The following is a 22493-nucleotide window of genomic DNA, read 5'->3' as shown; positions in this document are numbered from 1 at the left end:
TCGATGAGTGATGCAAGAGATTTATTCTACGGCAGCGATTACAAATATTCTGATTCGGAAGAGCGTTCTTATCAGCGTAGTGATCTTATTGTTAATGTCACCGAAGACCTGCTGGTCGCGATGGAAGATTTGGATATATCGAAAAGTGAATTGGCAAAAAGACTTAGCAAGAGCAAAGCGTATGTTTCGCAGATCCTGGACGGTAGTCGAAATATGACATTGGGTACTCTTTCTGATATCTGCTTTGCGCTTGGTGTCAAACCGAAAATAATAATTCCGGTTAAAAGAGAATGCACTATTGTTACTTCTGCTTGGAGAAATAGTGTAGATATCTCTACAGAAAGCAAAAGAGTTGTAAGCTCTTCGGTTACGAAAATCCAAAGTGTACATAAGTGGGGTTCAGTGGAGAATGCTGCATGACTACGGAGTCTGATTTTTTACAGAAGGCTCAACAGGCTTTGATGTTTGAATCGGTTTTACTACGTGACTCAAAAATCAATATGAAAGAATCTATTGATGTTAGAGATTGGAGTCAGGCTAAGATAATAAATCAATCCTTGAGTGGTGTTTATGCTATTAAGCATGAAGAAGCTGAAAAAGAGGATGATGGAAGTAGGTTTTGGATTTACACGTTCTTCTATGAAACTGGAATTAGATGCGTTCCTGAACAAGAAGAAGCTGATAGCAGTAATGAAGATTACCAGCCATTTTTAGAAATTCGGGTTAAGTGGTCTGTGCGTTATTGGTCTAAGAGTGCTTTGCCTGAAGAGTCTCTTCACGCATTTTCAGTTGATAATGTTGGCTATCATGTATGGCCATATTGGAGAGAGTACGTTCAGTCTACGTCAGCGCGAATGGGGTTGGTTGATAATGCTCCTAGGATACCTTTGTACACTAAGTGCACTAAATAGGGACTCGTCCTAGGGCCTGTTAACACTAATTTTGATAGAATATCGTGATTATGGAAATCACAAAATCTCAGTTTAAAATTATCGAGCACCTGCTTCCGCTGCAGCGAGGTAACGTAAAAATACCCAATCTACAGGTCATAAACGCTGTTTTGTACGTTGCTGAGCATGGTTGCAAATCAATAAAGATTAAATGAGACAGTCATGATAAGAAGATAGAACGAGTTTTCTTGGATGGCTGCTCTCGAATTAATAAATAAGACAGTCATAATAAGAAGATAGAACCAGTTTTCGTACATGGCTGCTCTGGCTCTTCGGTTTAAGGAATTAAATGAGACAGTCATGATAAGAAGATAGAACCAGTTTTCTCACATGGCTGTTCTGATTTACGAGTTTATAGGCGTCTTTTGGAATTTTGGTATCGGAAAAAGGCCAGAATTGCAGTATTAGGCGACTACAGGCAGATTGCAGGCACGGTAGAGCCTGCCTGTTCAGGCATTTGAGGGGACTGACTATTTGAAGCGGTTAACTCAGTAGTTTTTGGCTGGATCTTAGTCCGGATGCTCTGAATCGGGATTTGCCATGACAGAAGTGTTTAACTTTCGCTTTAAGTTCGTATGCTAAAATAAATAAGACAGTCATGATAAGAAGATAGAACCAGTTTTCTTGCATGGCTGCTCTGGCTCTTCGGGTTAAGAATCGTCTCTTTGAAATAAATAACAAAATAAACAAGACAGTCATGATAAGAAGATAGAACCAGTTTTCTCACACGGCAAGAATAAATAAGACAGTCATGATAAGAAGATAGAACCAGTTTTCTCACATGGCTGCTCTGGCTCTTCGATATTACCGCTATCTTGCCGCACGCTTCGTCTAGATACGTAACAAGAATAAATTAGACAGTCATGATAAGAAGATAGAACCAGTTTTCTTGCATGGCTGTTCTGACTCTTCGGGTTAAGAATCTTCTCTTTGGAAATTTGTCATCGGGGAAAGGCCAGAATCACAGCTTTAAGTGACTACTGGCAGATGGTAGGCACCAAATAAATAAGACAGTCATGATAAGAAGATAGAACCAGTTTTCTTGCATGGCTTTTCTGCTTTTCGATCTATGAGGCGTCTTTTTGGATTTTGGTATCAGGAAAAGGCCAGAATTACAGTGTTAAGCGACTGCTGGTAGATTGCAGGCACGGTTGAAATAAATAAGACAGTCATGATAAGAAGATAGAACCAGTTTTCTCACATGGCTGCTCCGGCTCTTCGATAATACCGCTATCTTGCCGCACGCTTCATCTAGATACGTAACAATACCTACTGAAAAACACGATCCTGAATGAGCAGGTATGAATCGCCTGATCACCCTGCAAATCAGGTGTGGCAGAACTCACTGTGTATAAATCATATATATTCTTAATGGGGAGAATAAATGAGACAGTCATGCTAAGAATAGATAGCCAATTTTCTTGCATGGCTGTTCTGCTTTAAGAATTGATGGGCGTCTTTTGGAATTTTGGTATCGGAAAAAGGCCAGAATTGCAGTATTAGGCGATTACAGGCAAATTGCAGGCACGGTAGAGCCTGCCTGTTCAGGCATTTGAGGGGACTGACTATTTGAAGCGGTTAACTCAGCAGTTTCTGGCAGGATCTTAGCCCGACAGTTCTGAACCGGGATTTGCCGTTACAGAAGTGCTTAACCTTCGCTTTCAGTTCGTATGCGGAACCAACCAGGCCTTTGAACTCACTCTCGAAGTTCTGAGTCATGTAAAGCCAGTGCTCCTGATCAATATCTAAGCGGATTAATGCTGGCGGGAGATTGGACTCTATCTTTCCTCGTTTGCCTTCTCTTATCTGCTTACCCGTCCAGTCAACCAGCTCAATGTAATCTGTCAGGCGCATGTGAATACCATCGGGCATTTCCTGTCGTGGATTTCCGGCAAAATTAAGCAGTTCCTGGATTTGCTGAAATGGGTGGTTAGGGCTGGAAGCTTTCTTAGCCTTAAGGCTGCGTTTCTTTATTGAGGTAAAGTCAGAAGTTTCCGGAGTTTTGGCCATACTGGCACGAACCGGATTCAGATCTACGTAAGCCATGCAGGCAGCCAGAGCTTTTTCATCCAATAATGCCTGGGATTTAAAGCGTCCTTCCCAGAAATGCCCGGTGCAGTCGTCCTCTTCATTGGCCATGCGGGCGATGGTTTCATTCAGCCGGCGCATAAACCAGCTGACAGACATTAATCTTTCCCGCCATTTAGACACATAATCGGAAACCAGATCCTTTTCTGGTTCTGACAGTTCATCACCTTCCAGATACTTGTGCGACCATAAGGTGCCTTTGTAGAGCTGATGCCAGCGCTCTATAACCTCTCGGGCAGACCAACTCTCAGCCTTTGATTGGTTGATATGAAGAACGACATGGAAGTGGTTAGACATAACGGCATAAGCTGCGATATCTACAGCATATATCTGCGCTTGTTCGAGAATCAGGTTTTCGATCCAGCCTCGACGGTGTTCAAAATTGCGTCCGTATTCATCACTACCACACAAAAAGGCTCTGCGTACACAGCGGGATACACAGTGATAGTAGGGGGTTGCTTCAAGTGATATCAGCTCTTTTCTTGGCTTGGGCATCTCGTGATCCTTCACGTTCCGGCTATGACATTCAGAATAGTGAAGGACTGAAATTTTTGTATCGGACAACCTTCTTACTATGACTGTCCACATAAAGAAAACGGTAATGTGTTCAATAAGATCGCTGTATTTCTGTTGAATGACCTCACTGAATTTTAGTCCAGCGAGGCCAAATTGTTATCGTCTTAAAACATTCCATTATCGTTAGCAGATTCTTCAGGGATAGCCTGAGTTGTATCCCAGTGTTCAACGATTTTTCCATCTTTCAAACGGAATATATCGGTAATGGCATTGCCACGGGTACCAGGGTCACGTACAGCATGTACATGCAAAATCACGTGATCATCATCGACAAAAACGGATTTTATTTCGCTGTGCGCATTGGGATGTACTTTCTTCAGGTAGGCGACGAAATTACGGAAACCTTCTTTACCGTCAGCAGCTTTTGGATTGTGCTGAATGTATTCGTCCCCGATCAAAGCAATCGCTGCATCCGCATCTTTCTGATTGATCCCTTTCTCATAGAAATCGAGCACAACCTGTTTGTTAACCCGCTCCTGCTCAGTGTAGTGGTTATCAGCAGTTTGAGCCCAGCTGCTAAGGGGAGATGCAATCAGGGTCATACCTAATACGAGAGTACGAAGGTTCATAGCCGTTCCTTTGGTAGTTAACTATCTGATTCGTTGGAACGGTTCAGGGTAAATTGGTTCTTGATCTCAGCAGGACAGTCTGGTGTAAGGACATGATAAATAGGCTGCCTTGACGGGCTCTGGACTAGGTATTGTAGATGCTGGCTAGCTAATACTTCATACGTTCTTCTTATTATGACTGTCCATGGAAGGAAGTCGTGGAGCCTGCTTAGTCAACAATTCATACGTTCTTCTTATTATGACTGTCCATAAAAGAGATTCATGCGTTCTCCTTATTATGACTGTCCATAGAAAAGAAAAACGGGCCGTCAGGCCCGTTGGTATGCAGATATCAGGCGCAGGCTTCTGTTCTGCCACCATCATCCATCAAACTGAGTTCCAGTCCGGACGCGGTCGCTGTAGCGGGTTTTGGCGCCACTTTTTTTACGGCAGTAGGTTTGGCTTCTTTTTTGTTGTCACCAAGTTTGATGCGCAGGCGCAGGTTGTTTTCGGAGTCGGCGTTTTTCAGTGCCTGTTCCAGGGTGATTTTTCCCTGCTTATAAAGATGGTAGAGAGCACCATCAAAGGTCTGCATGCCGAGGTTTTCGGATTTGGTCATGATCTCTTTAATACCGGGGAAATCGCCTTTGATAATCAGGTCTTCGACGGTTTTATTACCCAGCAGAACTTCTACAGCTGCCGTCCGCTTGCCGTCTTTGGTTGGAATCAGGCGTTGAGAAATAATCGCTCTCACGTTCTGGCCAAGGCCTAACAGGATCTGATTACGGCGTTCTTCCGGGAACATATTCACAATACGTTCGAACGCCTGGTTGGCGTTGTTTGCGTGCAGGGTTGAAATAGCCAGGTGACCTGTCTCCGCAAAGGCCAGAGCGTGTTCCATGGTTTCTGCATCACGGATTTCACCAATCAGGATAACATCCGGCGCCTGGCGTAAAGTGTTTTTCAATGCTGCTGCATAGCTTTTGGTGTCAGTACCCACTTCGCGCTGATTGATAACACTCTTCTTATGTTTGTGCACAAACTCAATCGGATCTTCAATGGTAATAATGTGACCATATGTGGTGGCATTGCGATGATCAATCAATGCAGCCAGTGAAGTCGACTTACCGGAACCGGTACCGCCTACAAACAGAATCAGGCCACGCTTAGCGTTAATCGTTTCTTTCAGAACCGGAGGCAGATTAAGTTTTGCGATATCTGGGATTTCGGTATTAATATTTCGGGCAACCATAGACACTTCGTGTTGCTGTTTAAAAATATTAATGCGGAAGCGGCCAGAAGAATTCGACAGCGCCATATTCAGCTCCATTTCTTCCTCAAACTCCTGCTTTTGAGCATCCGACATAATTGCGTAGGCAATTTTTTCGATATCGCCCGGGCCCAGTACGTCACGGCTGATGGGCTTTAATTGTCCCTGGAATTTTGCACAGGGTGGAGCGCCTTTGGTCAGATACAGGTCGGAGCCATCATGTTTTGCCAGAAGGTGAAGCCAGTTGTCGATATTCATGTGAACTCCTTGTTCGCTGCGCTGTGTTACATATTTTTCTGTTTTGTTTCAGCTGGTTACTTCTGTTGACGAAATGAATTGTCTTCATACCAGCCACGTTGCAAAAAATATTAGCAGTACTGCTGAACCCTTATTCAGCTATTATTGCGGCCTTGCTCACAGAATTACGTTGTAACAATGACAAAGCGTTCACGGTAATACGCTCTGAGCAGAGAAGCTGCCTGAAGGTTACGAAGCTGTTCCTGTTCGGGAGATTCGTATATAGCGGGATAGTCTGTAGCAGGCGTATCTTTATACAGAATTTATGCCGCCAGTAGCTGCTGCTGGCGGCGTTTTCGTGGTGTTGAACGGTTGACGAACGTTTTACAGGCTCTGTTTCTGTTATCGTTAAGCTGTTCTTTTTGACCGAGATTACTGTTTAACGGAAGGTGACCATGACGGGAAATTCAGATGCTGCTCCGCTTGCCGGCGCGGTTCAAAATCTGGATGAGAATACATTTTCTCAGTTTGTCCGCGGCGCGCAGAAGCCGGTTATTGTGGATTTCTGGGCAGATTGGTGTCAGCCGTGCCAGCAAATGCTGCCAATACTGGAAGAAGCTGCTGTGCAGCTGGACGACCGCGCGATCTTTGCCAAGGTGAATACGCAAACAGCACCAGCAGTGGGGTTTCAGTACGCGATCAGAACCATTCCCACTCTAATTCTGTTCAGTCATGGTCAGGAAGTCGGGCGCCGCGCGGGTGTGCACACGGTTGCTCAGTTGCGGCAATGGCTTGATTCAGTCAGTGAGCCGATCGAGAAATAGCTCCTCCATGACTGTCGTTTATTCTGTTGTCATTCAACCTGCTCTTCTGTCTGATGATTAGAGTCAAATGTAATTCAGAGCAGCTTAAATCTTTCTGGTTGCTTGTTTTCTGAGCATTTTTTCATCTCGAGCGATCAGAGCATTTCAGCGGATTTCCATGCTGAAGTTCTTTTTTTACCAGCGATTCCCTCTGTTTTCGCCTCTTTATGTTTTGCCATTATTGACACTTTACTTGACAGGAGCATTCCTTTGTCGGCCCTTTGAAGCTTAAATCAAAGTCCGGTATGGTAAAAAGTACTTACAGTTCTAAATAATTGGGTGTAAATACAGGCCCTGAGTACTATGACTTCAAGCATTTCTACCGCCAGCGAATCTTCTGCATTGCAGCCGGAAAGTACGTCAGCTGGCCCAGATTCTTCCGCAGCCAGTGCAATCAAACTGGAGGTCCGGCATCTGTTTAAGGTCTTCGGTGAGCCCCCTCAGGCCGCTCTGGATCTTATTGATCAGGGCGTAGATAAAGACGACATCTTTGCCCGTACCGGTCTTACTGTCGGGGTTAAGGACGCCAGCCTGAGTATCCGTGAAGGTGAAATCTTCGTCATCATGGGCTTGTCCGGATCGGGGAAGTCCACTCTGGTACGCCTGTTAAATCGCCTGATTGAACCAACAAGAGGGCAGGTTTTGATTGATGGCGAAGATATCGCAGCCATTGATCAGAAGCAGTTGCGCGAGGTACGCCGCAAGAAAATCAGCATGGTATTTCAGTCTTTTGCTCTGATGCCGCACATGAATGTGCTGGATAACGCAGCGTTTGGCCTGGAGCTGTCAGGCGAGCCTGTGCGTGAGCGACGTCAAAAAGCCCAGAATGCGCTGGAACAGGTTGGCTTAGGTGCCCATTCCCATTCCTACCCGGATGAGTTATCCGGCGGCATGCAGCAACGGGTTGGTCTGGCGCGCGCTCTGGCTAATGACCCGGATATTATGCTGATGGATGAGGCCTTCTCGGCTCTCGATCCATTGATCCGTACGGAAATGCAGGACGAGCTGGTAAAACTGCAGACCGAACAACGCCGTACCATTGTATTTATTTCTCACGACCTGGATGAAGCCATGCGCATTGGTGACCGTATCGCCATTATGCAGAATGGTGAAGTGGTTCAGGTCGGCACACCTAACGATATTCTGGAAAATCCGGCCAACGATTATGTGAAGTCTTTCTTCCGTGGCGTTGATGTCTCGAATGTCTATGCGGCTCAGAATGTTGCAGAAATTCAGCCCAATATAACCATTGAAAGCAGCGCCAGTGTTGAGCAGGCAAGAGCACAATTAACCGACAGCGGTATGGAGTACGGCTACGTTGTGGATGGCGAACAACAGTTTGTTGGTGTTGCCTCGCTTGCAGAGCTGGATAAAGAAAAACCGTCTGCACCTGTTCAGGCGCATCTTACAACAGCAGAAGATGCGACAACCGCTGAAGCAGAGACCCCGGTACGCGAATTAATCTCCACCGTTGCGCAGTCTGACTACCCGGTACCTGTAGTGAAAGAAGGTGAGTTTATTGGCAGCATCACCAAAGAGAAATTACTGGAAACACTGGATCGTGAAGAGAGTGATGGTGAGGGGAGTAAAACATCATGAGCGACGAAAATAATCCCTTTGCTGGTCAGTCTGAAGAGGCTGCATCAAACACGGCAGAAGACACAAACCCGTTCGCAACAGAGAGCAGTGCAGAAGCAGACCCGTGGGGTAATTCTGAGCAATCGGAAGCGAATTTTGCGGCTGAGTCCTGGCTGCAGGATGACAGTGTGCAGGAAGCCACTGAATTTACGTTAGCGGATCCCTTCCCGGAAGCCTGGATTCCGCTACAGGATTGGGTGGAGCATGGCCTTGATTGGGTGGTTGATCATTTCCGTCCATTTTTTACCGGGGTCAAAGTTCCAATTGATGCCACGCTGAATTCCATCGACATGTTGCTCAATGCAACTCCGCCACTGTTGATGATCGCTGTTTTCACCTTGCTTGCATGGCAACTGGCTGGCGGACGTTTAGCGATCAGTACCGCAATTGGCTTGTTTGTGCTGGGCGCTATCGGTGCCTGGAGTGAGGCGATGACGACCCTGTCGCTGGTATTAACCTCGGTATTCTTCTGCATTTTACTCGGCTTGCCGCTGGGTATCTTAATGGCGCGGCATGAGAGCCTTAATCGCTTTTTAAGGCCAACGCTGGATGCCATGCAAACCACACCAGCCTTTGTTTATCTGGTGCCTATTGTGATGCTGTTTGGTATCGGTAACGTCCCGGGCGTGGTGGTGACCATCGTATTTGCCATGCCCCCTGTTATCCGTCTTACTAATCTGGGGATTCGTCAGGTACCGGCGGATCTGATTGAAGCATCCTCTTCTTTTGGTGCCAGTCCGCGCCAGATGCTTTTCAAAGTTCAGTTGCCGCTGGCGATGCCAACCATTATGGCGGGGGTTAATCAGACGCTGATGCTGAGCCTGTCTATGGTGGTTATCGCTTCAATGATTTCTGTCGGTGGTCTGGGGCTTATGGTACTGCGTGGTATTGGCCGGCTGGACATTGGCCTTGCCGCGGTTGGCGGTATCGGTATTGTTATTCTGGCGATTATTCTTGATCGTCTTACTCAGGCGCTGGGTCAGGATGCCCGTGCCCGTGGTGTCCGTCACTGGTATCAGACCGGTCCGGCCGCGCTGTTGCTGCGGTTATTTTCCGCGGATAAATCCACACGTTGATCTTTTTCAATCCCTTGTTTTGATCTGGCGATTATCAGATCCGTTAATACGCGCAATCAGGAGATATTTATGAAACGCAGTCCAGTTACCAACGGTATTCTATCCGGTATGTTATGCAGTGCAGCAACGCTGGGATTAACGCTGAGCAGCACGGCGGCGGCGGAGTTACCAGGTGCCGGCGTCAGTGTTCAGGCTTTCCACAGTCCAATTGCTGAAGAAAAATTTCAGACCATCATTGTAAATAAAGCGCTGGAGAAGCTTGGCTACGATGTGCAGGAAATTAAAGAGGTGGAATACAGCGCTGGCTATACAGCTATTGCCAACGGCGATTTAACCTATACCACGGTTAACTGGTATCCCCTGCATAACACCATGTATAAAAACGCCGGTGGTGATGATGTGTTCTTTCGTCAGGGGGATTACATCAAAGGGGCTGCTCAGGGCTATCTGATGGATAAAAAAACCGCGGATAAATACGGCATCACTAAGATCACTGATCTGAAGAAACCGGAACTGGCCAAACTGTTTGATACCAATGGTGACGGTAAAGCCGATCTCGCTGGCTGTAATGCGGGTTGGGGTTGCGAAGGTGTGATCGAATATCAGCTGGACGAATTCAAACTGCGGGATTCCATCAGTCATAATCAGGGGCAGTACGCTGCGATTATTTCCGACACCATTGCCCGTTATAACGATGGTGAACCCGTGCTGTATTACACCTGGACGCCTTATTGGGTATCCGGCAAGCTGGTACCGGGTAAAGATGTGGTCTGGCTGGAGGTGCCTTATTCGGCCAATCCGAATGGTACCGACACCGCGCTGGCCAATGGTAAGAACTATGGCTTTGATATCAACTCTGAGCGTATCGTGGCGAACAAAGCCTGGGCTGAGAAGAACCCGGCCGCAGCCAAACTCTTCTCTGTTATGAAGTTACCGATTAATGCGGTGAACGCAGAGAATATGATGATCGCTAATGGAGAAGACTCGATTAAAGACATCGAACGTCATGCTGAGCTATGGATTAAGGCGAATCAGAAGACTTTCGATGGCTGGGTAGCTACCGCGATGAAAGCTGCTGAATAAAACTTCAGTCAGCTGAAGCCGGGCATTGCCCGGCTTTTTTATATGTCAGCAACAGACTTTCTGAGCATATTGAGTTATCTATTGCTGCGCTGATGAGCAAAAATCCGGTATTCTCTGACCTGAGTTCTATTCATTGTTTACGGGTTGGCTGAGGCCAGCCCCGGAGACCGATACCATGATCAAACCGATTGCTGTGGCATTGATGTTACTGCCGCTGTCTGCATTTGCTGAAGACGATGTAAAACTGCTTGAAGCTGGCCAGGAATCGGCCTGTAAGCTGGTTAAACAGGATGTGTGTAAAAGCACCAGCATGAAGCCGCAGAAAGAATGTATGGAGTGGCACCAGGAGCATGCAGCTGATGCCAAAGCGGATGCTATGGTAATGCGCGGCTCGGAAGAAAGCCGTCGCACACGTCCTTCGTTATCCGGCAATAAGATGGTAACGACGACAGCCATTACTGCTGACTACTATCAGTGTGGCTTTAAAGAGAAAAGAGAAAAAGCCATGAGGGCTGTGAATAAAGCTGAATACGGTGTTGATCACTTTGAGAAACGTCTGAAAAATCTGGAAAAACTGAAGAAGAAAGGTCTGATCACTGAAGAAGAGTATCAGGCTCAGCGTAAAGAGATCATCAGCGACATCTGATCGTCTTTTCCAGCTCCGGCCTGTAGCCGGGATCAAAAGAGGCCGCGTCAGCGGCCTTTTTTATTGCGGCAGCGGTTTGACCATTTTATCCGGCTACCGCTTTCTCTGGCTGTAGTTTTCTTGGGCTGTAGCTTCTGTTGGTCAGGCTGGCTGATCACTCTTCTTTACGCAGGTATTGCTGCATGCGCATGGCTTCTTCACGGGATATGCCGTGTTCCAGATCATCAAATATATCCAGCGTGACATCAGCCTTCAGAGCCTTCAACTGAGCAAAAGACTGCTCTGCCTGGCGCACATCCATTACCCGGTCGAGACGGCCGTGCAGCAGATGAATACGTACCCCTTTGGCCGGGCTGGAAGGCTCTGCAGCAAAGCGGCCGGATAAGGCAAAGATACGTGCAGCGGGTTGTTTGTCGACCATTTGCGTCATGCTCAGAGCCATAATCGCACCCTGTGAGAAGCCGATCAGAGTGGTATTCTCGGCGCCGAGATCACTGACAGCCTGCCAGTTTTCAATACAACGGATAAATTCTCCCATCGCCTGTTCAACCCGCTGTGGACGGTTTTCTTCCGTCACATTTTTTACCGAAAACCACTGGCGTCCACCTGGCGCGAGATCAAAGGCATACGGTGCAGCGACACAGATAACCGAAGCCTCCGGCAGAGTAGCAGCGATCAGTTTGGCCAGTGGTGCCATGCTTTGTGGTTGACTGCCAACGCCGTGAAACAGCATATACAGGTGTTGTGGGTTGGCTGGTTGATTAACCAGAATGGGTTCAGACATGAGGAGCCTCATTTAAGTGGGGGAAGTATTCAGTGGACGGGAATAAAGCAGGCAGCCGGGGAATCCCCGGCTTTAGGTTTGCTGTCACCTGTAGCAGGTCGATTATCGTTTACCCGGCAACATGGATTCCATAGTACCGTCTTTGTCGATTACCTTGTGTTTGATGGCAAAGAATATATGGCCGGCAATAACCAGCAGCATAAACCAGGAGCCCCAGCGGTGAATGGGGCCGGCGATGGCCTGAATAGCTTCGGATTTATCAACCAGAGGTGGCAGATTAAACAGGCCTGCAACCGGAATCGGATAACCGGCCGAAGAGCTCAGAGTCCAGCCAGCCAGCGGAGTAATTATCATCAGGGCGTACAGCAGGATATGACCGCCGTGGGCAGCTTTCGCCATCATTGGGCTCATGCCTGTCAGTTCTGGCGGACGGTGGGTCAGGCGCCATGCAATGCGCAGCGCAATCAGGAAAATGGTGATCGATGCAATCTGCTTGTGCAGAGTAATCAGGCTGCCTTTGTACTCATTCAATGCCTGATCGGCACCATATTCAAAGGTGGATGAATACAGACCAATGGCGCTGGCGACGATGATCAGGAGTGCCATCAGCCAGTGCAGGGCTTTGGCGGTTGCAGTGTAAGAACGGACAGAATTTTCCATAAAGCTTCCGGATAGTGTGTTATTGGATATATCACTGCCAGGCTCGCTCAGAGGGCGCTGAAGGGTATAGGCAGCCACTAAGCACTGTGAGTCTGGCAGGCGGTCAGAGCAGGGTCATCATAGCGAAAGTTACAGGGTTAAAAATCAGAATTAATGGGAACAAACGTTCTGAATTTTCGAAATATCTACACCATTGATAAGGGAATCGGTATAGCCAGCAGACGCCGCCCGGAGCAAAAGGAACATTGGTGATCTGTCTGTCCGTTTATGTCGTATTAGCAACAGCCGGGAATTTGCTCAGAGTTCAGAGCGAATTTTATATCTATATGATTTAAAAGGTTTTTATAATTTCTGAATGATCGAGCTGCATAGTGGAAGGCGTTCCGCTGCTGGCCGGATTCTTGCTGACCACCTGTCGGATAAGTATCTGATGGGAGCCGTCTGGTGGTTGCTCTCAGGTTAACAGCGCGCGGGCTAAAGACAGAACAGGGAGCGTATTTTGGCGAATCTTAAGTTTTATATGACACCAGGCTCATGCTCAACCGGCATCCATATTCTGCTGGAAGAATGCGGACCGGTATTTGAAGTGTATCTGGTCAACCTGATGGCCGGAGATCAGGATGCGGCAGAGTACCGGAGTTTAAACCCCAAAGGCACTATTCCAACTCTGGTGCTGGAGGATGGAACCGTACTGACTGATTTTCTCACCATCACGCTGTGGCTGGCGGAAACCTATCCCAAACGGCAGCTTTTACCCGAGTATCTTTTGCAACAGCTGCATCTGATCAGCATTGTGAATTACGTGGTTAACACGATTCACGGCCAGGGTTTCACCCGGATATTCACCACAGATAAGTATTCTGAACTGCCTGCAGAGCAGGAGCGGATTCAGCAGCAGGGACGCAAAATCGTCAGTGATGGATTTGAGTTAATAAGCGGTTGGCTGGGGCAGCAGGAATATCTGCATGAAACATTTTCCATAGCGGATGCGGCGCTTTTTTATACCGAATTCTGGGCGGTACATATCGGCCTGACTTTGCCGGAAAACTGCCTTCAACACTATAAAACTATGCTTAAACGTCCATCGGTCGCTCAGGTTCTGATGGAAGAAGGGTACGGAAAAATGGTGGCTGAGGCGATTAAGTTATGATGCAGATTGATCTTACCAAAACCCTCACCAAGGTACTTTTTCAGCATATAAAACCAGCACGACATCCACAGCCGGATTTACACTGGCGAACGGAATCGGCGTTAATCGGTAGTGATTTCTGTGTCGCGGCGCAGGAAGTTAATAGCGGTTACCTGATGATTATGTGCGGATTGGATAAACATGATATCCGCTATTTTCCGGAATATTTTGCCCGCCGCATGAGTAGCGAAATCATTATCATGTGCCGCAACATCGGTCTGCCGGATAATAAACCACTGCGTGACTACATCGCTCGTATGGCGCTGCAGCAGTTCTATTGTATGGATCCGGAAGTGGTCAGCGGTGGACCTCTGTTAAAAATTCTGGAGAAACTTGAGCGGCGTTTTCTGCACGAAAGGCAGCCTTTGCCTGTTGAAGCGGATGCCGCTCTGGAGTTTACCTTTCCACTTAATTGCAGTATCCCCCGCGATGGTTCAAAACCTTCAGCAGCTCAGGCGTTGGCAGAGCGCTGCCGAATTCTGGTAGGTGAACAGATGAAACTGGAGGCCAATAAATCCGTGATCAGCACGGAAGATAATATCGTGCGGGTGGATTTTTCTCAGGCTCGCTGATCGTTAACAATCAATAGGAAGCGCAGCTTCGGCTGCGTTTTTTATTGCCTTGCGATTATGCAAAACCGTTCGTGCAAAAACCGTTCAGGCAAAACCGTCGCCTGACCAATGAGCAATCCGGGTCTTTGCCTCTGTGCAGAGGCATTGCCAAAGAAACTGGCCCGTATCGCCTCAGGTGTTAATTGCCACTTATAGGGCTGAATGTGTCATCTGTGAATGCGTCAGCGGCAATCAGGAGGAAGATGGCTGGATAGTCGTAAATTATTGAGAGAAAAGACAAAATAAACCTGTTGGTCAAGTGTTTACACTGCTTACATTCAAGGTAGACTTAGCCTCCCTTATTTCCGTACCGGGTTTCTGTTATGCCAAAGAAAGTCAGAATTCTTATCGTACTTGCTGTCGTTGCGCTTGCTGCCGGGGTTTGGTGGTGGATGCATCAAGGGCGCGAAGAAACCGACAACGCGTATGTTAAGGCTGACATTGTGCCGGTTATGAGCCGGGTGTCCGGCAGTGTGCAGGATATAGCGGTAGCGGAAAACCAGATGGTCACCAAAGGTGACCTGCTGATTCAGCTGGACCCGGCACCGTTTCAGGCTCAGGTGGATCAGGCTGCTGCGTTACTGGCTCAGGCCAGCGCCAACCTTGCTCACCTGGATGAAAGGGTAGAAGCGCAGAAGGCGCTGGTAGAGGCGGCAACCGCCAGCGTGGCAGCGGCAAAAGCGGACTGGCAGCGCACGGGCCAGCAGCTGGATCGTCTGAAGCAGCTGCAAGGGAAACAATATGTCGCGCAGGATGATCTGGACGCTGCTGAGCTTAATCGCACCGCATCGCTGGCACGTCTTAATCAGGCCCGCGCCCAGCTGGCCTCTCAGGAAGCCAATCTGATTTCCCTGCAGGGAGAACAACCGCAATTACAGGCCGCGGTTGATAAAGCCGCTGCTGATCTGAAAAGCGCTGAGCTGAGCCTGCAATACACCAGTCTGCTGGCGGCACGGGATGGCGTGGTAACCAGTCAGCAGGTGCAGTTGGGGCAGATGGTCAGCCCGCAGTTACGCCTGTTCAGTCTGGTGACTCAGCCAGTCTGGATTTATGCCAACTTTAAAGAAACTCAGGTGGCGGATATCCGCGTTGGCCAGAGCGTAGAAATTCATGTGGATGCGCTGGACGGCAAAGTATTTAAAGGCAGGGTAGACAGCTTTTTTGCAGCAACCGGCTCTGAATTTGCGTTAATTCCGCCGCAGAATGCGACCGGTAATTTCACCAAAGTGACTCAGCGTTTGCCGGTGAAAATTGTATTCGATGACGGCCAGGATCTGAGTCTGATCCGCGCCGGTATGTCGGTAGTCGTGACGGTTATTACCGGGTAGTCTGTCATGAGCAGAGGCGACGTACCGGTTAAACACTGGCTGGCCATTGGTGGAGCCCTGCTGGGTTCCTTTATGGCCATTCTGGATATCCAGATCACCAACTCTTCGCTGAAAGATATTCAGGCGGCGTTGGGTGCCACGCTGGAAGAATCCTCGTGGATTGCAACCTCCTATCTGGTGGCGGAAATGATCGCTATTCCACTGACCGGATTTTTTGCTGCCTGGCTGTCACCACGTCGTTACCTGCTGTGGAATACCACAGGTTTTATTATTTCCTCGCTGCTGTGTTCCTTCGCCTGGAATCTGGAATCCATGATTGTGTTCCGCGCCATGCAGGGCTTTACCGGTGGTGCATTAATTCCCATGGCATTCACCTTAATTCTGCAATTATTACCGCTGGAAAAACGTCCGCTGGGGATGGCGTTGTTTGGTGTTACCGCGACCTTTGCTCCGAGCATCGGCCCAACCTTAGGTGGCTGGCTGACCGAAGCATTCAGCTGGCACTATATTTTTTATCTGAACGTGATTCCCGGTGTGGTGGTGTTATGGCTGCTGGCGGAAGGTCTGGATAAACAGCCCGGCGATTATGAGCAGCTTAAGCGCATTGATGTGTTTGGTATGGTAACCATGGCATTGGGCCTTGGCTGCCTGCAGGTGATGCTGGAAGAGGGCTCCAAAGACGATTGGTTTGACGCCGAATATATCCGCTGGCTGGCGGTCATTTCTGCCGTCAGTCTGGTGTTGTTTGTGCGCAAGCAGCTGACCACTCAATACCCGCTGGTGAATCTCAGATTATTTTACAGCCGTGATTTTTCACTTTCCTGCGTCACTTATGTGGCATTGGGGGCTGGCCTGTTTGGTTCTGTTTATCTGGTGCCTTTGTATCTGGCCTCGGTGCATGACTATACCGCACTGGATATTGGCCTGGTGCTGATGTGGGTGGGTTTCCCACAGCTGCCGTTTTTCCCTCTGATTCCGCGCATTATGCAGAAGATCGAAGCCAAGTACCTGGTGGCGTTCGGCTTTGCGGTGATGGGTGGCAGTATGTTTATGAACATTCATATGACCACCGAATACACCGGCGCCTACCTTATTCCGGCCCTGTTGGTCAGGGCACTGGGGCAGCCGTTTATTATGGTGGCTTTATCTGTGATGTCGGCACAGAACCTGAAACCGGAAGACACTGCGTCGGCTTCAACACTGTTTAATGTGATGCGTAATCTGGGCGGCGCTGTCGGCATTGCCGTATTGGCGACTCTGTTATCAGACCGTACGGATTTTCATTTGCTGCAGATTCAGCAAAGTGTCGTCAGCGGCACTCAGGCGGCGGCAGAATACATGCACAATATGGGCATGATGCTGGGCATTCATGGCGGTCCGGAAGAGCAGAAATACGGCATGCTGATGGAAGAGATGACCAAGCAGGCGATGGTAATGTCGTATAACGAAGCCTTTTTTGCCCTGGGCAGCATGATGCTGATTGCCGCACTGGCATCGCTGGCGATCCGGTCCGCACCTGTAGGTCAGGATGGGCAGGGTGCTCCGGCAGGAGCGCATTAAGTCCCGCAGCGCCCAGGTATTTTAATTCACGTCGAACCCATTTTACGTCGAATTAACAGTCGAATATAAATGCGCAGGGTATTTGTTAAGCGGCTGATAAATACTCCGCCAATAAATCAAATACCCGTTTTACTCTGGGATTAGTCCGTAGTTCTCTGTGACTGACCAGCCATACCGGTAATGTAATTAATACGCCGTGTTGTGAATATGCCCGGCGCAGATCCGGGTCGGCATCGCCGATGGCTTCAGGCAGCATAGCCAGACCATTACCCTGTTTAATTAATTGCCATTGCAACATCTGGAAAGGCGTTGTTATCTGAATATCCGCTTCGCTTATCGGCCATCCGGCACTGTTGAGCAGTTGTAAGAACCTGGGGTTATCATCAAAGGCAATCAGCCTTGGGCGGATATTCGGCGTGTTTTTCAGTGCCTGAATATAGTCTTTATGACCGTACATCCAGATGTTTTCTTCTTTTACTTTTCGCGCAATTAAATCCGCTTCCTGTGGACGTACACTGCGTACCGCAATGTCGGCTTCGCGGCGTTTTAAATCACTGATGTTGTTGGTCACCAGAATTTCGGGCTGAATACCAGGTTCACTCTGCTGTAATTGTTGAATAAATCCAGGCATATGGAAGAAGGCATCGGTTTCACTTACTGACAGAACGACAGGCCCCTGCAGCTGTTGTGACTGTCCGGCTGCGGATAATGAGAAACGGCTGGCGGCGTCCCCCATGGCCTGTACATGACGCAGCAGATAGCGTCCGCTTTCAGTCAGCACCAGACCTTTCCCCACCCGCTCAAACAGGGTGACACCGAGTTCACTCTCCAGTGCTGATACCTGGCGGCTGAGGGTCGGTTGGCTCATCTGCAGTGCCCGGGCGGCGGCAGACAGGCTGCCGTGTTCTGCGGTGGCGAGAAAGGCGCGGGCGTGGTTCCAGTCAAAGTCTGACATTCTGCATATCCTTTGCGATTAGCTGCCTGATGCAAGCAGCTTCTGATTTATGTATTCATAAATGAATACATCGTATGCGATTTAAGGCAATTTAATATCCGGTAGTGAATAATCATACTGGCTCTTATTGATCAGGCAAAGACCATTCAGGAGAGCGTATGACAGGGTGTAAAAGAGAGTACATGACAGAGCTGCCCGTGCGGCGGGTGTGCATTATTGGCGGTTCCGGCAAGCTGGGGCAGTATCTGATTGAGCACTCGCTGGCCAAAGGCTGGCAGGTGAATACTGTGTGTCGGGAGCGCAGCACTGGCAAGCTCCGGCGCTTTGCCGACCGGATACGAATTTTCGCTGGCAACACCAATGACTGTGGCGTTGTTAAGCAGGCGGTGCAGGGCTGTGATGCAGTCTTCTGTGTGTTGGTGCCCTGGGGTGTCGAAGGATATGCCACGGGGACAGCGCAGGCACTGCTTGACCACGCCCCAGATCATGCACGACTGATCTTTTCCTGCGGCTGGCATATCCGTCACAGCGACAAAGATTACTACAGCTGCTGGTTTAAGCTGCAGGTCTCGCTGTTCTCTGTGTTAGCGCGCTGGCTGAGGTTTGCCGATATCAGTGATCAGGAGCGGGCCTGCGAGCGCATATTTGCGTCCCCGCGCCCATGGACCGTGGTTCGTTGCAGTGACCTGGAAGAGGGGGCCTCTCAGGGCCTGCCTGTGTGGCGGCCGGATGTGGGCGACCCGGCGCTGGCCGCTAATCGTACACGGCGTACGGATTTTGCGTTATTTATGACAGAGGCCGTGCAGGAGCGGACGTTGATTCATCAGGCGCCGGCGATTTCCAGAGGTGTGGATGCCGTGTCTGTGTTGGGATCTGGATGAGTTGCGGCGACGTTTCGGGGTTAAGTGCCGGGGTTAAGTGCCGTGCTTAAGTTGGGGCTTGCAGCGGAGGGCTGAGAGAGCAGGCCGCCAGCAGGCAGCCTGATCAGATTCAGAGTGCAGAGATGTCTGTTACTCTTCCATCATCAACGGAATACCATCAAACAATTCACGCATGCCGTCAGACCAGGCACGACGCAGTTTGATGAAGTTCTCATCGTGCTCGTCGATACGACGGATGCCCGGGCTTTGCAGGGCGTCGTTGTAGTATTCAATCACATCCAGTGGCAGACCCACCGACAGGTTACTGCGCAGGGTGGAATCCATGGAAATCAGTGAACACTGCAGTGCGCGGTTCAGTGGTGTGCTGAAGTTGATGATACGGTCCAGAATCGGTTTGCCGTATTTGCTCTCACCAATCTGGAAGTATGGCGTGTCTTCACAGGCTTCAATAAAGTTGCCCTGCGGATAGACATGGAACAGACGCGGCTCATCACCTTTGATCTGACCACTGACCAGCATATTGCAGCCAAAATCCACGCCCTGATTCTGCCCGGAATCGCGGGTGATGATTTCACGGATGGTTTTACCCACCAGTTCCGCCACATCATACAGGCTGGGCACGTTCAGAATGTGGCGCTCGGCGCTCTTAATCTGGTGCTGCAGCACGGTAATAACACTTTGGGTCGTCGCCAGATTGCCCGCACTTTGCAGGAATATGACCCGTTCACCCGGTACTTCCTGTACATGCAGTTTGCGGAAGCTGGCAATATGATCCACGCCCGCGTTGGTGCGGGAATCGGAAGTCAGAACCAGTCCGTCTTTCAGTTTCAGCGCGACACAATATGTCATGAGTTAGTTCTCCCAATGATCCGTCCGGCCTTCTTCCGACGTTGTATTTAAGGGGCTTACTTACTATAGCTGGTTAATTAACGACCAGAGTAAGCAGCACTTTCTGTTGAGCCGGTGCCGAAGGAGCGCGAAGGTTGCCCCACGGATCAGATTTTGTCCAGTGTCTCTTAGGGTTGTTTCTTAATCAAAGCTGACTGAGGCGTCAGCTTTTTAATTGTGCCTGGATGTGTAATGGCGGATGACCCTGAACAAGCCTTCTATTAAACTTATATACTTACGCAAAACTTATACAAAAAGTGCAGGAGACAGTCCGTGACCGCTCAGCAAACTCCGCCGTTTGGTGTTCTGCTTGCCAACCTGGGTACCCCAAAAGCGCCGACGGCAGCGGCCGTTCGTGAATATCTGGCAGAGTTCCTGTGGGATCAGCGCGTAGTCGATGTTCCGCGTCCACTCTGGTGGCTGATTCTTAACGGCATCATTCTGCGTGTGCGCCCCGGGCGGGTGGCGAAAGCCTATCAATCGGTCTGGACAGAAGACGGTTCGCCGCTTATGGCCATTTCCCTGCGCCAGCAAAAAGCATTGAAAGAGGCGCTTAAGCAGGCTTATGGCTGCGATATTCCGGTGGCTCTGGCCATGACCTATGGCGAACCATCCATGGAACAGGCAGGGCTGGAGCTGCGCAAAGCCGGTGTGGAAAAAATGCTGGTGCTGCCGTTGTATCCGCAATATTCCTCCAGCACGACCGCAGCGGTGTTTGACCGTCTGGCGAAAGGCCTGGGCGCCTGCCCGCATCTGCCGGAAATGCGCTTTATTAACGAATACCACGTGCATCCGCTATACATCAAAGCACTGGCGCAGTCAGTGCGTACTTACCGCGAAGAGCACGGCAGCGGCGATAAACTGCTGATGTCCTTCCATGGGGTGCCTGAGCGTTACGAACAGAAAGGTGATCCTTACCCGGCCCAGTGCCGGGCAACAGCGGCCGCTGTTGCTGCAGAACTCGGACTGGCCGATGATCAGTGGCTGTGTTCCTTCCAGTCGCGTTTTGGTCGGGAAGAGTGGGTTAAACCTTATACTGATGAAACCCTGAAGCAGTGGGCGCAGCAGGGCGTCGGACGGGTGGATGTCATCAGCCCGGCATTTGCCGCTGACTGTCTGGAAACCCTGGAAGAGCTGGAAGTGGAAAACCGCGGCTACTTTATGGAAAACGGCGGTCAGGATTATCACTATATTCCCTGCCTGAACGACAGACCGGAGCACATTGCTCTGTTAACTGAGCTGGTGCAAAGCAACACGTCAGGCTGGCTGATACAAAGTACCCCTGCAGGCTGACGCTGAACGCATAGCCTGCGCATATACTCCCATCTGTTTACCGGCAGGCAAAAGCCGGTTATCGATCTGTACAGGATGATCATGGCCTGCTGCTCCGGGCTGTGGAATCATCCTGCACTCAGCTGACCCTCTTACTCAGATACAGACAGCAGCTGACACAGATAAATACAGCAACGATAACAACTCAGCGTCAGATTTTCTGTGGCTGTCAGGCAGCTCAATCCGACTACCAGTCAGACCACCAGACAGAAAACCAGTCAGACCAACCAAAGATCATCCATTACCGGGGCATCCGCTATGACTCAATCCCATTCTTCCCGCATTCAGTGTGATGTGCGCGAGCATATTGCTTACGTGGCCATGAACCGCCCGGATAAGCTTAACGGGCTGGATATGGCCATGTTCACGGAGATGATTGCCACGGCTAAACGCATTCGCAAAGACCGTGACATCCGCGCGGTGGTGTTATCCGGTAACGGTGATTCTTTCTGCGCCGGACTGGACTTTAATGCCGTCAGTAAAAATCCGTCGATGATCCCGAAGATCTTTCTCAAGCTGCCCTGGAGCAAACAGAATATCGCCCAGCAGATTGCCCACTGCTGGCGCGATCTGCCAGTGCCGGTGATCTGTGCCATTCATGGCAACTGCTTCGGCGGGGGGATGCAGATTGCGCTGGCCTGTGATTATCGTATCGCCACGCCGGATGCCAATTTATCGATCATGGAAATGAAGTGGGGACTGATTCCGGATATGAGCGGCATGGTCACACTGTCGCGCTTAACCCGTGTGGATATCGCTCAGGAGCTGACCATGACGGGGCGTCAGTTTCCGGCGACTGAAGGCTTTGAATACGGCCTGATCAGCAGGCTGGCAGACGATCCAAAGGCAGAAGCCGAAGCGCTGGCGCAGGTGATTGCCAGTAAATCACCGGATGCTGTTGCCGCTGCCAAATATCTGTTTAAGAAGACCTGGAAGGCCGATACCTGGAAAGCACTGCGCTGGGAGCGCTGGGTTCAGGCGCGCCTTTTGGGGCGTAAAAACCAGAAAATTGCCATGGCCAACGGTCTGGCGAAAGATAAAGAGCCAAAACCTTTCCGCCAGCGTCAGAGTTTTAAGTAAGCGGTATGTGTTTGCGCCGGAAGCAGCAGTACTTATGTATAGCCTGCTTTCGGGTGCAATTGCCGTGCTGAAGCCGTAAAGTCGAAACAAATAATAAGCGGGAGACACCTATGTCACCGGCACGACTGACGTTACTCACCACCATTGCCATGCTGGCGTTCGCAGCTAATTCACTGCTTAACCGCATGGCGCTGACAGAAACCGATATTGATGCGGCGAGCTTTACCTTAATCCGTCTGTTCTCGGCGGC

Annotated in this window: 21 protein-coding genes and 1 pseudogene; 15 read left to right on the top strand and 7 right to left on the bottom strand. The window is 49.6% G+C overall.

Features of this window, described 5'->3' with window-relative positions; genetic code table 11:
• The first annotated feature begins 3 nt into the window (after window positions 1-3).
• The 3 genes and pseudogenes from B2Z72_RS08220 to B2Z72_RS08210 all read left to right on the top strand — a co-directional run.
• Window positions 4-420, top strand: coding sequence for a helix-turn-helix transcriptional regulator (locus B2Z72_RS08220; protein WP_296983227.1), 417 nt, complete (start codon window positions 4-6; stop codon window positions 418-420).
• Window positions 417-911 (top strand): hypothetical protein, encoded by a 495-nt coding sequence (locus tag B2Z72_RS08215; protein WP_296983226.1) that lies wholly within the window; start codon window positions 417-419, stop codon window positions 909-911. Before B2Z72_RS08220 ends, B2Z72_RS08215 begins: the two co-directional genes overlap by 4 nt.
• A 50-nt stretch (window positions 912-961) precedes the next feature.
• A pseudogene (locus tag B2Z72_RS08210) lies at window positions 962-1087 on the top strand (transposase); the annotation flags it as partial.
• A 1441-nt stretch (window positions 1088-2528) separates the two neighbouring features.
• On the opposite strand, the gene B2Z72_RS08205 reads toward B2Z72_RS08210, so the two are convergent.
• The 3 genes from B2Z72_RS08205 to B2Z72_RS08195 all read right to left on the bottom strand — a co-directional run bounded on the left by B2Z72_RS08205 (window position 2529) and on the right by B2Z72_RS08195 (window position 5690).
• Entirely contained in the window at window positions 2529-3533 is a 1005-nt protein-coding gene (locus tag B2Z72_RS08205) for a transposase (protein ID WP_414716368.1), read from the bottom strand.
• 185 nt (window positions 3534-3718) lie between these two features.
• Window positions 3719-4183 carry a nuclear transport factor 2 family protein gene (locus tag B2Z72_RS08200; protein ID WP_296983224.1) on the bottom strand — a complete coding sequence of 155 codons (465 nt, stop codon included), beginning with the start codon at window positions 4181-4183 and terminating at the stop codon, window positions 3719-3721.
• Between the two features lie 331 nt (window positions 4184-4514).
• Window positions 4515-5690: a PilT/PilU family type 4a pilus ATPase gene (locus tag B2Z72_RS08195; RefSeq protein ID WP_296983223.1), complete on the bottom strand. Its 1176-nt coding sequence runs from the start codon at window positions 5688-5690 to the stop codon at window positions 4515-4517.
• 434 nt (window positions 5691-6124) lie between these two features.
• Here B2Z72_RS08195 and trxA point away from each other — a divergent pair, with 434 nt between their 5' ends.
• The 5 genes from trxA (at window position 6125) to B2Z72_RS08170 (ending at window position 10975) form a co-directional block, all read left to right on the top strand.
• Window positions 6125-6493 (top strand): thioredoxin, encoded by a 369-nt coding sequence (gene trxA / locus B2Z72_RS08190; RefSeq protein WP_296983222.1) that lies wholly within the window; start codon window positions 6125-6127, stop codon window positions 6491-6493.
• A 342-nt stretch (window positions 6494-6835) separates the two neighbouring features.
• A complete protein-coding gene (gene proV / locus B2Z72_RS08185) occupies window positions 6836-8131 on the top strand; it encodes a glycine betaine/L-proline ABC transporter ATP-binding protein ProV (protein ID WP_296983220.1) in 1296 nt (431 codons plus the stop codon).
• The gene (gene proW / locus B2Z72_RS08180; protein WP_296983219.1) at window positions 8128-9246 is read left to right on the top strand and encodes a glycine betaine/L-proline ABC transporter permease ProW; all 1119 of its coding nucleotides are present in this window, start codon (window positions 8128-8130) and stop codon (window positions 9244-9246) included. The genes proV and proW overlap by 4 nt, the downstream gene beginning before the upstream one ends.
• A gap of 69 nt (window positions 9247-9315) precedes the next feature.
• Window positions 9316-10329: a glycine betaine/L-proline ABC transporter substrate-binding protein ProX gene (proX, locus tag B2Z72_RS08175; RefSeq protein ID WP_296983217.1), complete on the top strand. Its 1014-nt coding sequence runs from the start codon at window positions 9316-9318 to the stop codon at window positions 10327-10329.
• Window positions 10330-10504: 175 nt separating this feature from the next.
• Window positions 10505-10975 (top strand): SHOCT domain-containing protein, encoded by a 471-nt coding sequence (locus B2Z72_RS08170; protein ID WP_296983215.1) that lies wholly within the window; start codon window positions 10505-10507, stop codon window positions 10973-10975.
• Between the two features lie 154 nt (window positions 10976-11129).
• On the opposite strand, the gene ypfH is transcribed toward B2Z72_RS08170, so the two are convergent.
• Both ypfH and B2Z72_RS08160 read right to left on the bottom strand, forming a co-directional pair.
• Complete coding sequence (ypfH, locus tag B2Z72_RS08165; protein WP_296983213.1) at window positions 11130-11759, bottom strand: esterase; 630 nt, start codon at window positions 11757-11759, stop codon at window positions 11130-11132.
• Between the two features lie 102 nt (window positions 11760-11861).
• Window positions 11862-12419 carry a cytochrome b gene (locus tag B2Z72_RS08160; RefSeq protein WP_296983212.1) on the bottom strand — a complete coding sequence of 186 codons (558 nt, stop codon included), beginning with the start codon at window positions 12417-12419 and terminating at the stop codon, window positions 11862-11864.
• A 499-nt stretch (window positions 12420-12918) separates the two neighbouring features.
• Here B2Z72_RS08160 and B2Z72_RS08155 point away from each other — a divergent pair, with 499 nt between their 5' ends.
• The 4 genes from B2Z72_RS08155 to B2Z72_RS08140 all read left to right on the top strand — a co-directional run bounded on the left by B2Z72_RS08155 (window position 12919) and on the right by B2Z72_RS08140 (window position 17107).
• Window positions 12919-13569: a glutathione S-transferase family protein gene (locus B2Z72_RS08155; protein WP_296983210.1), complete on the top strand. Its 651-nt coding sequence runs from the start codon at window positions 12919-12921 to the stop codon at window positions 13567-13569.
• Complete coding sequence (locus B2Z72_RS08150) at window positions 13566-14180, top strand: hypothetical protein (RefSeq protein ID WP_296983209.1); 615 nt, start codon at window positions 13566-13568, stop codon at window positions 14178-14180. The genes B2Z72_RS08155 and B2Z72_RS08150 overlap by 4 nt, the downstream gene beginning before the upstream one ends.
• A gap of 362 nt (window positions 14181-14542) precedes the next feature.
• Window positions 14543-15547, top strand: coding sequence for an HlyD family secretion protein (locus B2Z72_RS08145; RefSeq protein ID WP_296983208.1), 1005 nt, complete (start codon window positions 14543-14545; stop codon window positions 15545-15547).
• 6 nt (window positions 15548-15553) lie between these two features.
• Complete coding sequence (locus B2Z72_RS08140; RefSeq protein WP_296983206.1) at window positions 15554-17107, top strand: DHA2 family efflux MFS transporter permease subunit; 1554 nt, start codon at window positions 15554-15556, stop codon at window positions 17105-17107.
• Window positions 17108-17192: 85 nt separating this feature from the next.
• Here the strand turns inward: B2Z72_RS08140 and B2Z72_RS08135 are convergent, their stop codons facing one another.
• A complete protein-coding gene (locus tag B2Z72_RS08135; RefSeq protein ID WP_296983205.1) occupies window positions 17193-18062 on the bottom strand; it encodes a LysR family transcriptional regulator in 870 nt (289 codons plus the stop codon).
• A gap of 158 nt (window positions 18063-18220) precedes the next feature.
• On the opposite strand from B2Z72_RS08135, the gene B2Z72_RS08130 reads away from it, so the two are divergent.
• Entirely contained in the window at window positions 18221-18943 is a 723-nt protein-coding gene (locus tag B2Z72_RS08130; protein ID WP_296983204.1) for an NAD(P)-dependent oxidoreductase, read from the top strand.
• A 129-nt stretch (window positions 18944-19072) separates the two neighbouring features.
• On the opposite strand, the gene B2Z72_RS08125 is transcribed toward B2Z72_RS08130, so the two are convergent.
• Window positions 19073-19792 (bottom strand): proteasome-type protease, encoded by a 720-nt coding sequence (locus B2Z72_RS08125; RefSeq protein WP_296983201.1) that lies wholly within the window; start codon window positions 19790-19792, stop codon window positions 19073-19075.
• 312 nt (window positions 19793-20104) lie between these two features.
• Here B2Z72_RS08125 and hemH point away from each other — a divergent pair, with 312 nt between their 5' ends.
• Entirely contained in the window at window positions 20105-21124 is a 1020-nt protein-coding gene (gene hemH, locus B2Z72_RS08120; RefSeq protein ID WP_296983200.1) for a ferrochelatase, read from the top strand.
• 297 nt (window positions 21125-21421) lie between these two features.
• Window positions 21422-22243 (top strand): crotonase/enoyl-CoA hydratase family protein, encoded by an 822-nt coding sequence (locus B2Z72_RS08115; protein ID WP_296983199.1) that lies wholly within the window; start codon window positions 21422-21424, stop codon window positions 22241-22243.
• Window positions 22244-22493: the final 250 nt, after the last annotated feature.

The organism is Thalassolituus sp. UBA6592, assembly GCF_002433655.1.
Lineage (GTDB): Bacteria > Pseudomonadota > Gammaproteobacteria > Pseudomonadales > Oceanobacteraceae > Venatoribacter.
The sequence above is the reverse complement of the archived record's forward strand: the minus strand, read 5'-3'. Positions and strand labels throughout refer to the sequence as shown.

Bases quoted from the DNA above. Each gene is read 5' to 3' on its own strand.
- B2Z72_RS08220 (WP_296983227.1), top strand. From the start codon at position 4: ATGAGTGATGCAAGAGATTTATTCTACGGCAGCGATTACAAATATTCT.
- B2Z72_RS08215 (WP_296983226.1), top strand. From the start codon at position 417: ATGACTACGGAGTCTGATTTTTTACAGAAGGCTCAACAGGCTTTGATG.
- B2Z72_RS08205 (WP_414716368.1), bottom strand. From the start codon at position 3,533: ATGCCCAAGCCAAGAAAAGAGCTGATATCACTTGAAGCAACCCCCTAC.
- B2Z72_RS08200 (WP_296983224.1), bottom strand. From the start codon at position 4,183: ATGAACCTTCGTACTCTCGTATTAGGTATGACCCTGATTGCATCTCCC.
- B2Z72_RS08195 (WP_296983223.1), bottom strand. From the start codon at position 5,690: ATGAATATCGACAACTGGCTTCACCTTCTGGCAAAACATGATGGCTCC.
- trxA (WP_296983222.1), top strand. From the start codon at position 6,125: ATGACGGGAAATTCAGATGCTGCTCCGCTTGCCGGCGCGGTTCAAAAT.
- proV (WP_296983220.1), top strand. From the start codon at position 6,836: ATGACTTCAAGCATTTCTACCGCCAGCGAATCTTCTGCATTGCAGCCG.
- proW (WP_296983219.1), top strand. From the start codon at position 8,128: ATGAGCGACGAAAATAATCCCTTTGCTGGTCAGTCTGAAGAGGCTGCA.
- proX (WP_296983217.1), top strand. From the start codon at position 9,316: ATGAAACGCAGTCCAGTTACCAACGGTATTCTATCCGGTATGTTATGC.
- B2Z72_RS08170 (WP_296983215.1), top strand. From the start codon at position 10,505: ATGATCAAACCGATTGCTGTGGCATTGATGTTACTGCCGCTGTCTGCA.
- ypfH (WP_296983213.1), bottom strand. From the start codon at position 11,759: ATGTCTGAACCCATTCTGGTTAATCAACCAGCCAACCCACAACACCTG.
- B2Z72_RS08160 (WP_296983212.1), bottom strand. From the start codon at position 12,419: ATGGAAAATTCTGTCCGTTCTTACACTGCAACCGCCAAAGCCCTGCAC.
- B2Z72_RS08150 (WP_296983209.1), top strand. From the start codon at position 13,566: ATGATGCAGATTGATCTTACCAAAACCCTCACCAAGGTACTTTTTCAG.
- B2Z72_RS08145 (WP_296983208.1), top strand. From the start codon at position 14,543: ATGCCAAAGAAAGTCAGAATTCTTATCGTACTTGCTGTCGTTGCGCTT.
- B2Z72_RS08140 (WP_296983206.1), top strand. From the start codon at position 15,554: ATGAGCAGAGGCGACGTACCGGTTAAACACTGGCTGGCCATTGGTGGA.
- B2Z72_RS08135 (WP_296983205.1), bottom strand. From the start codon at position 18,062: ATGTCAGACTTTGACTGGAACCACGCCCGCGCCTTTCTCGCCACCGCA.
- B2Z72_RS08130 (WP_296983204.1), top strand. From the start codon at position 18,221: ATGACAGGGTGTAAAAGAGAGTACATGACAGAGCTGCCCGTGCGGCGG.
- B2Z72_RS08125 (WP_296983201.1), bottom strand. From the start codon at position 19,792: ATGACATATTGTGTCGCGCTGAAACTGAAAGACGGACTGGTTCTGACT.
- B2Z72_RS08115 (WP_296983199.1), top strand. From the start codon at position 21,422: ATGACTCAATCCCATTCTTCCCGCATTCAGTGTGATGTGCGCGAGCAT.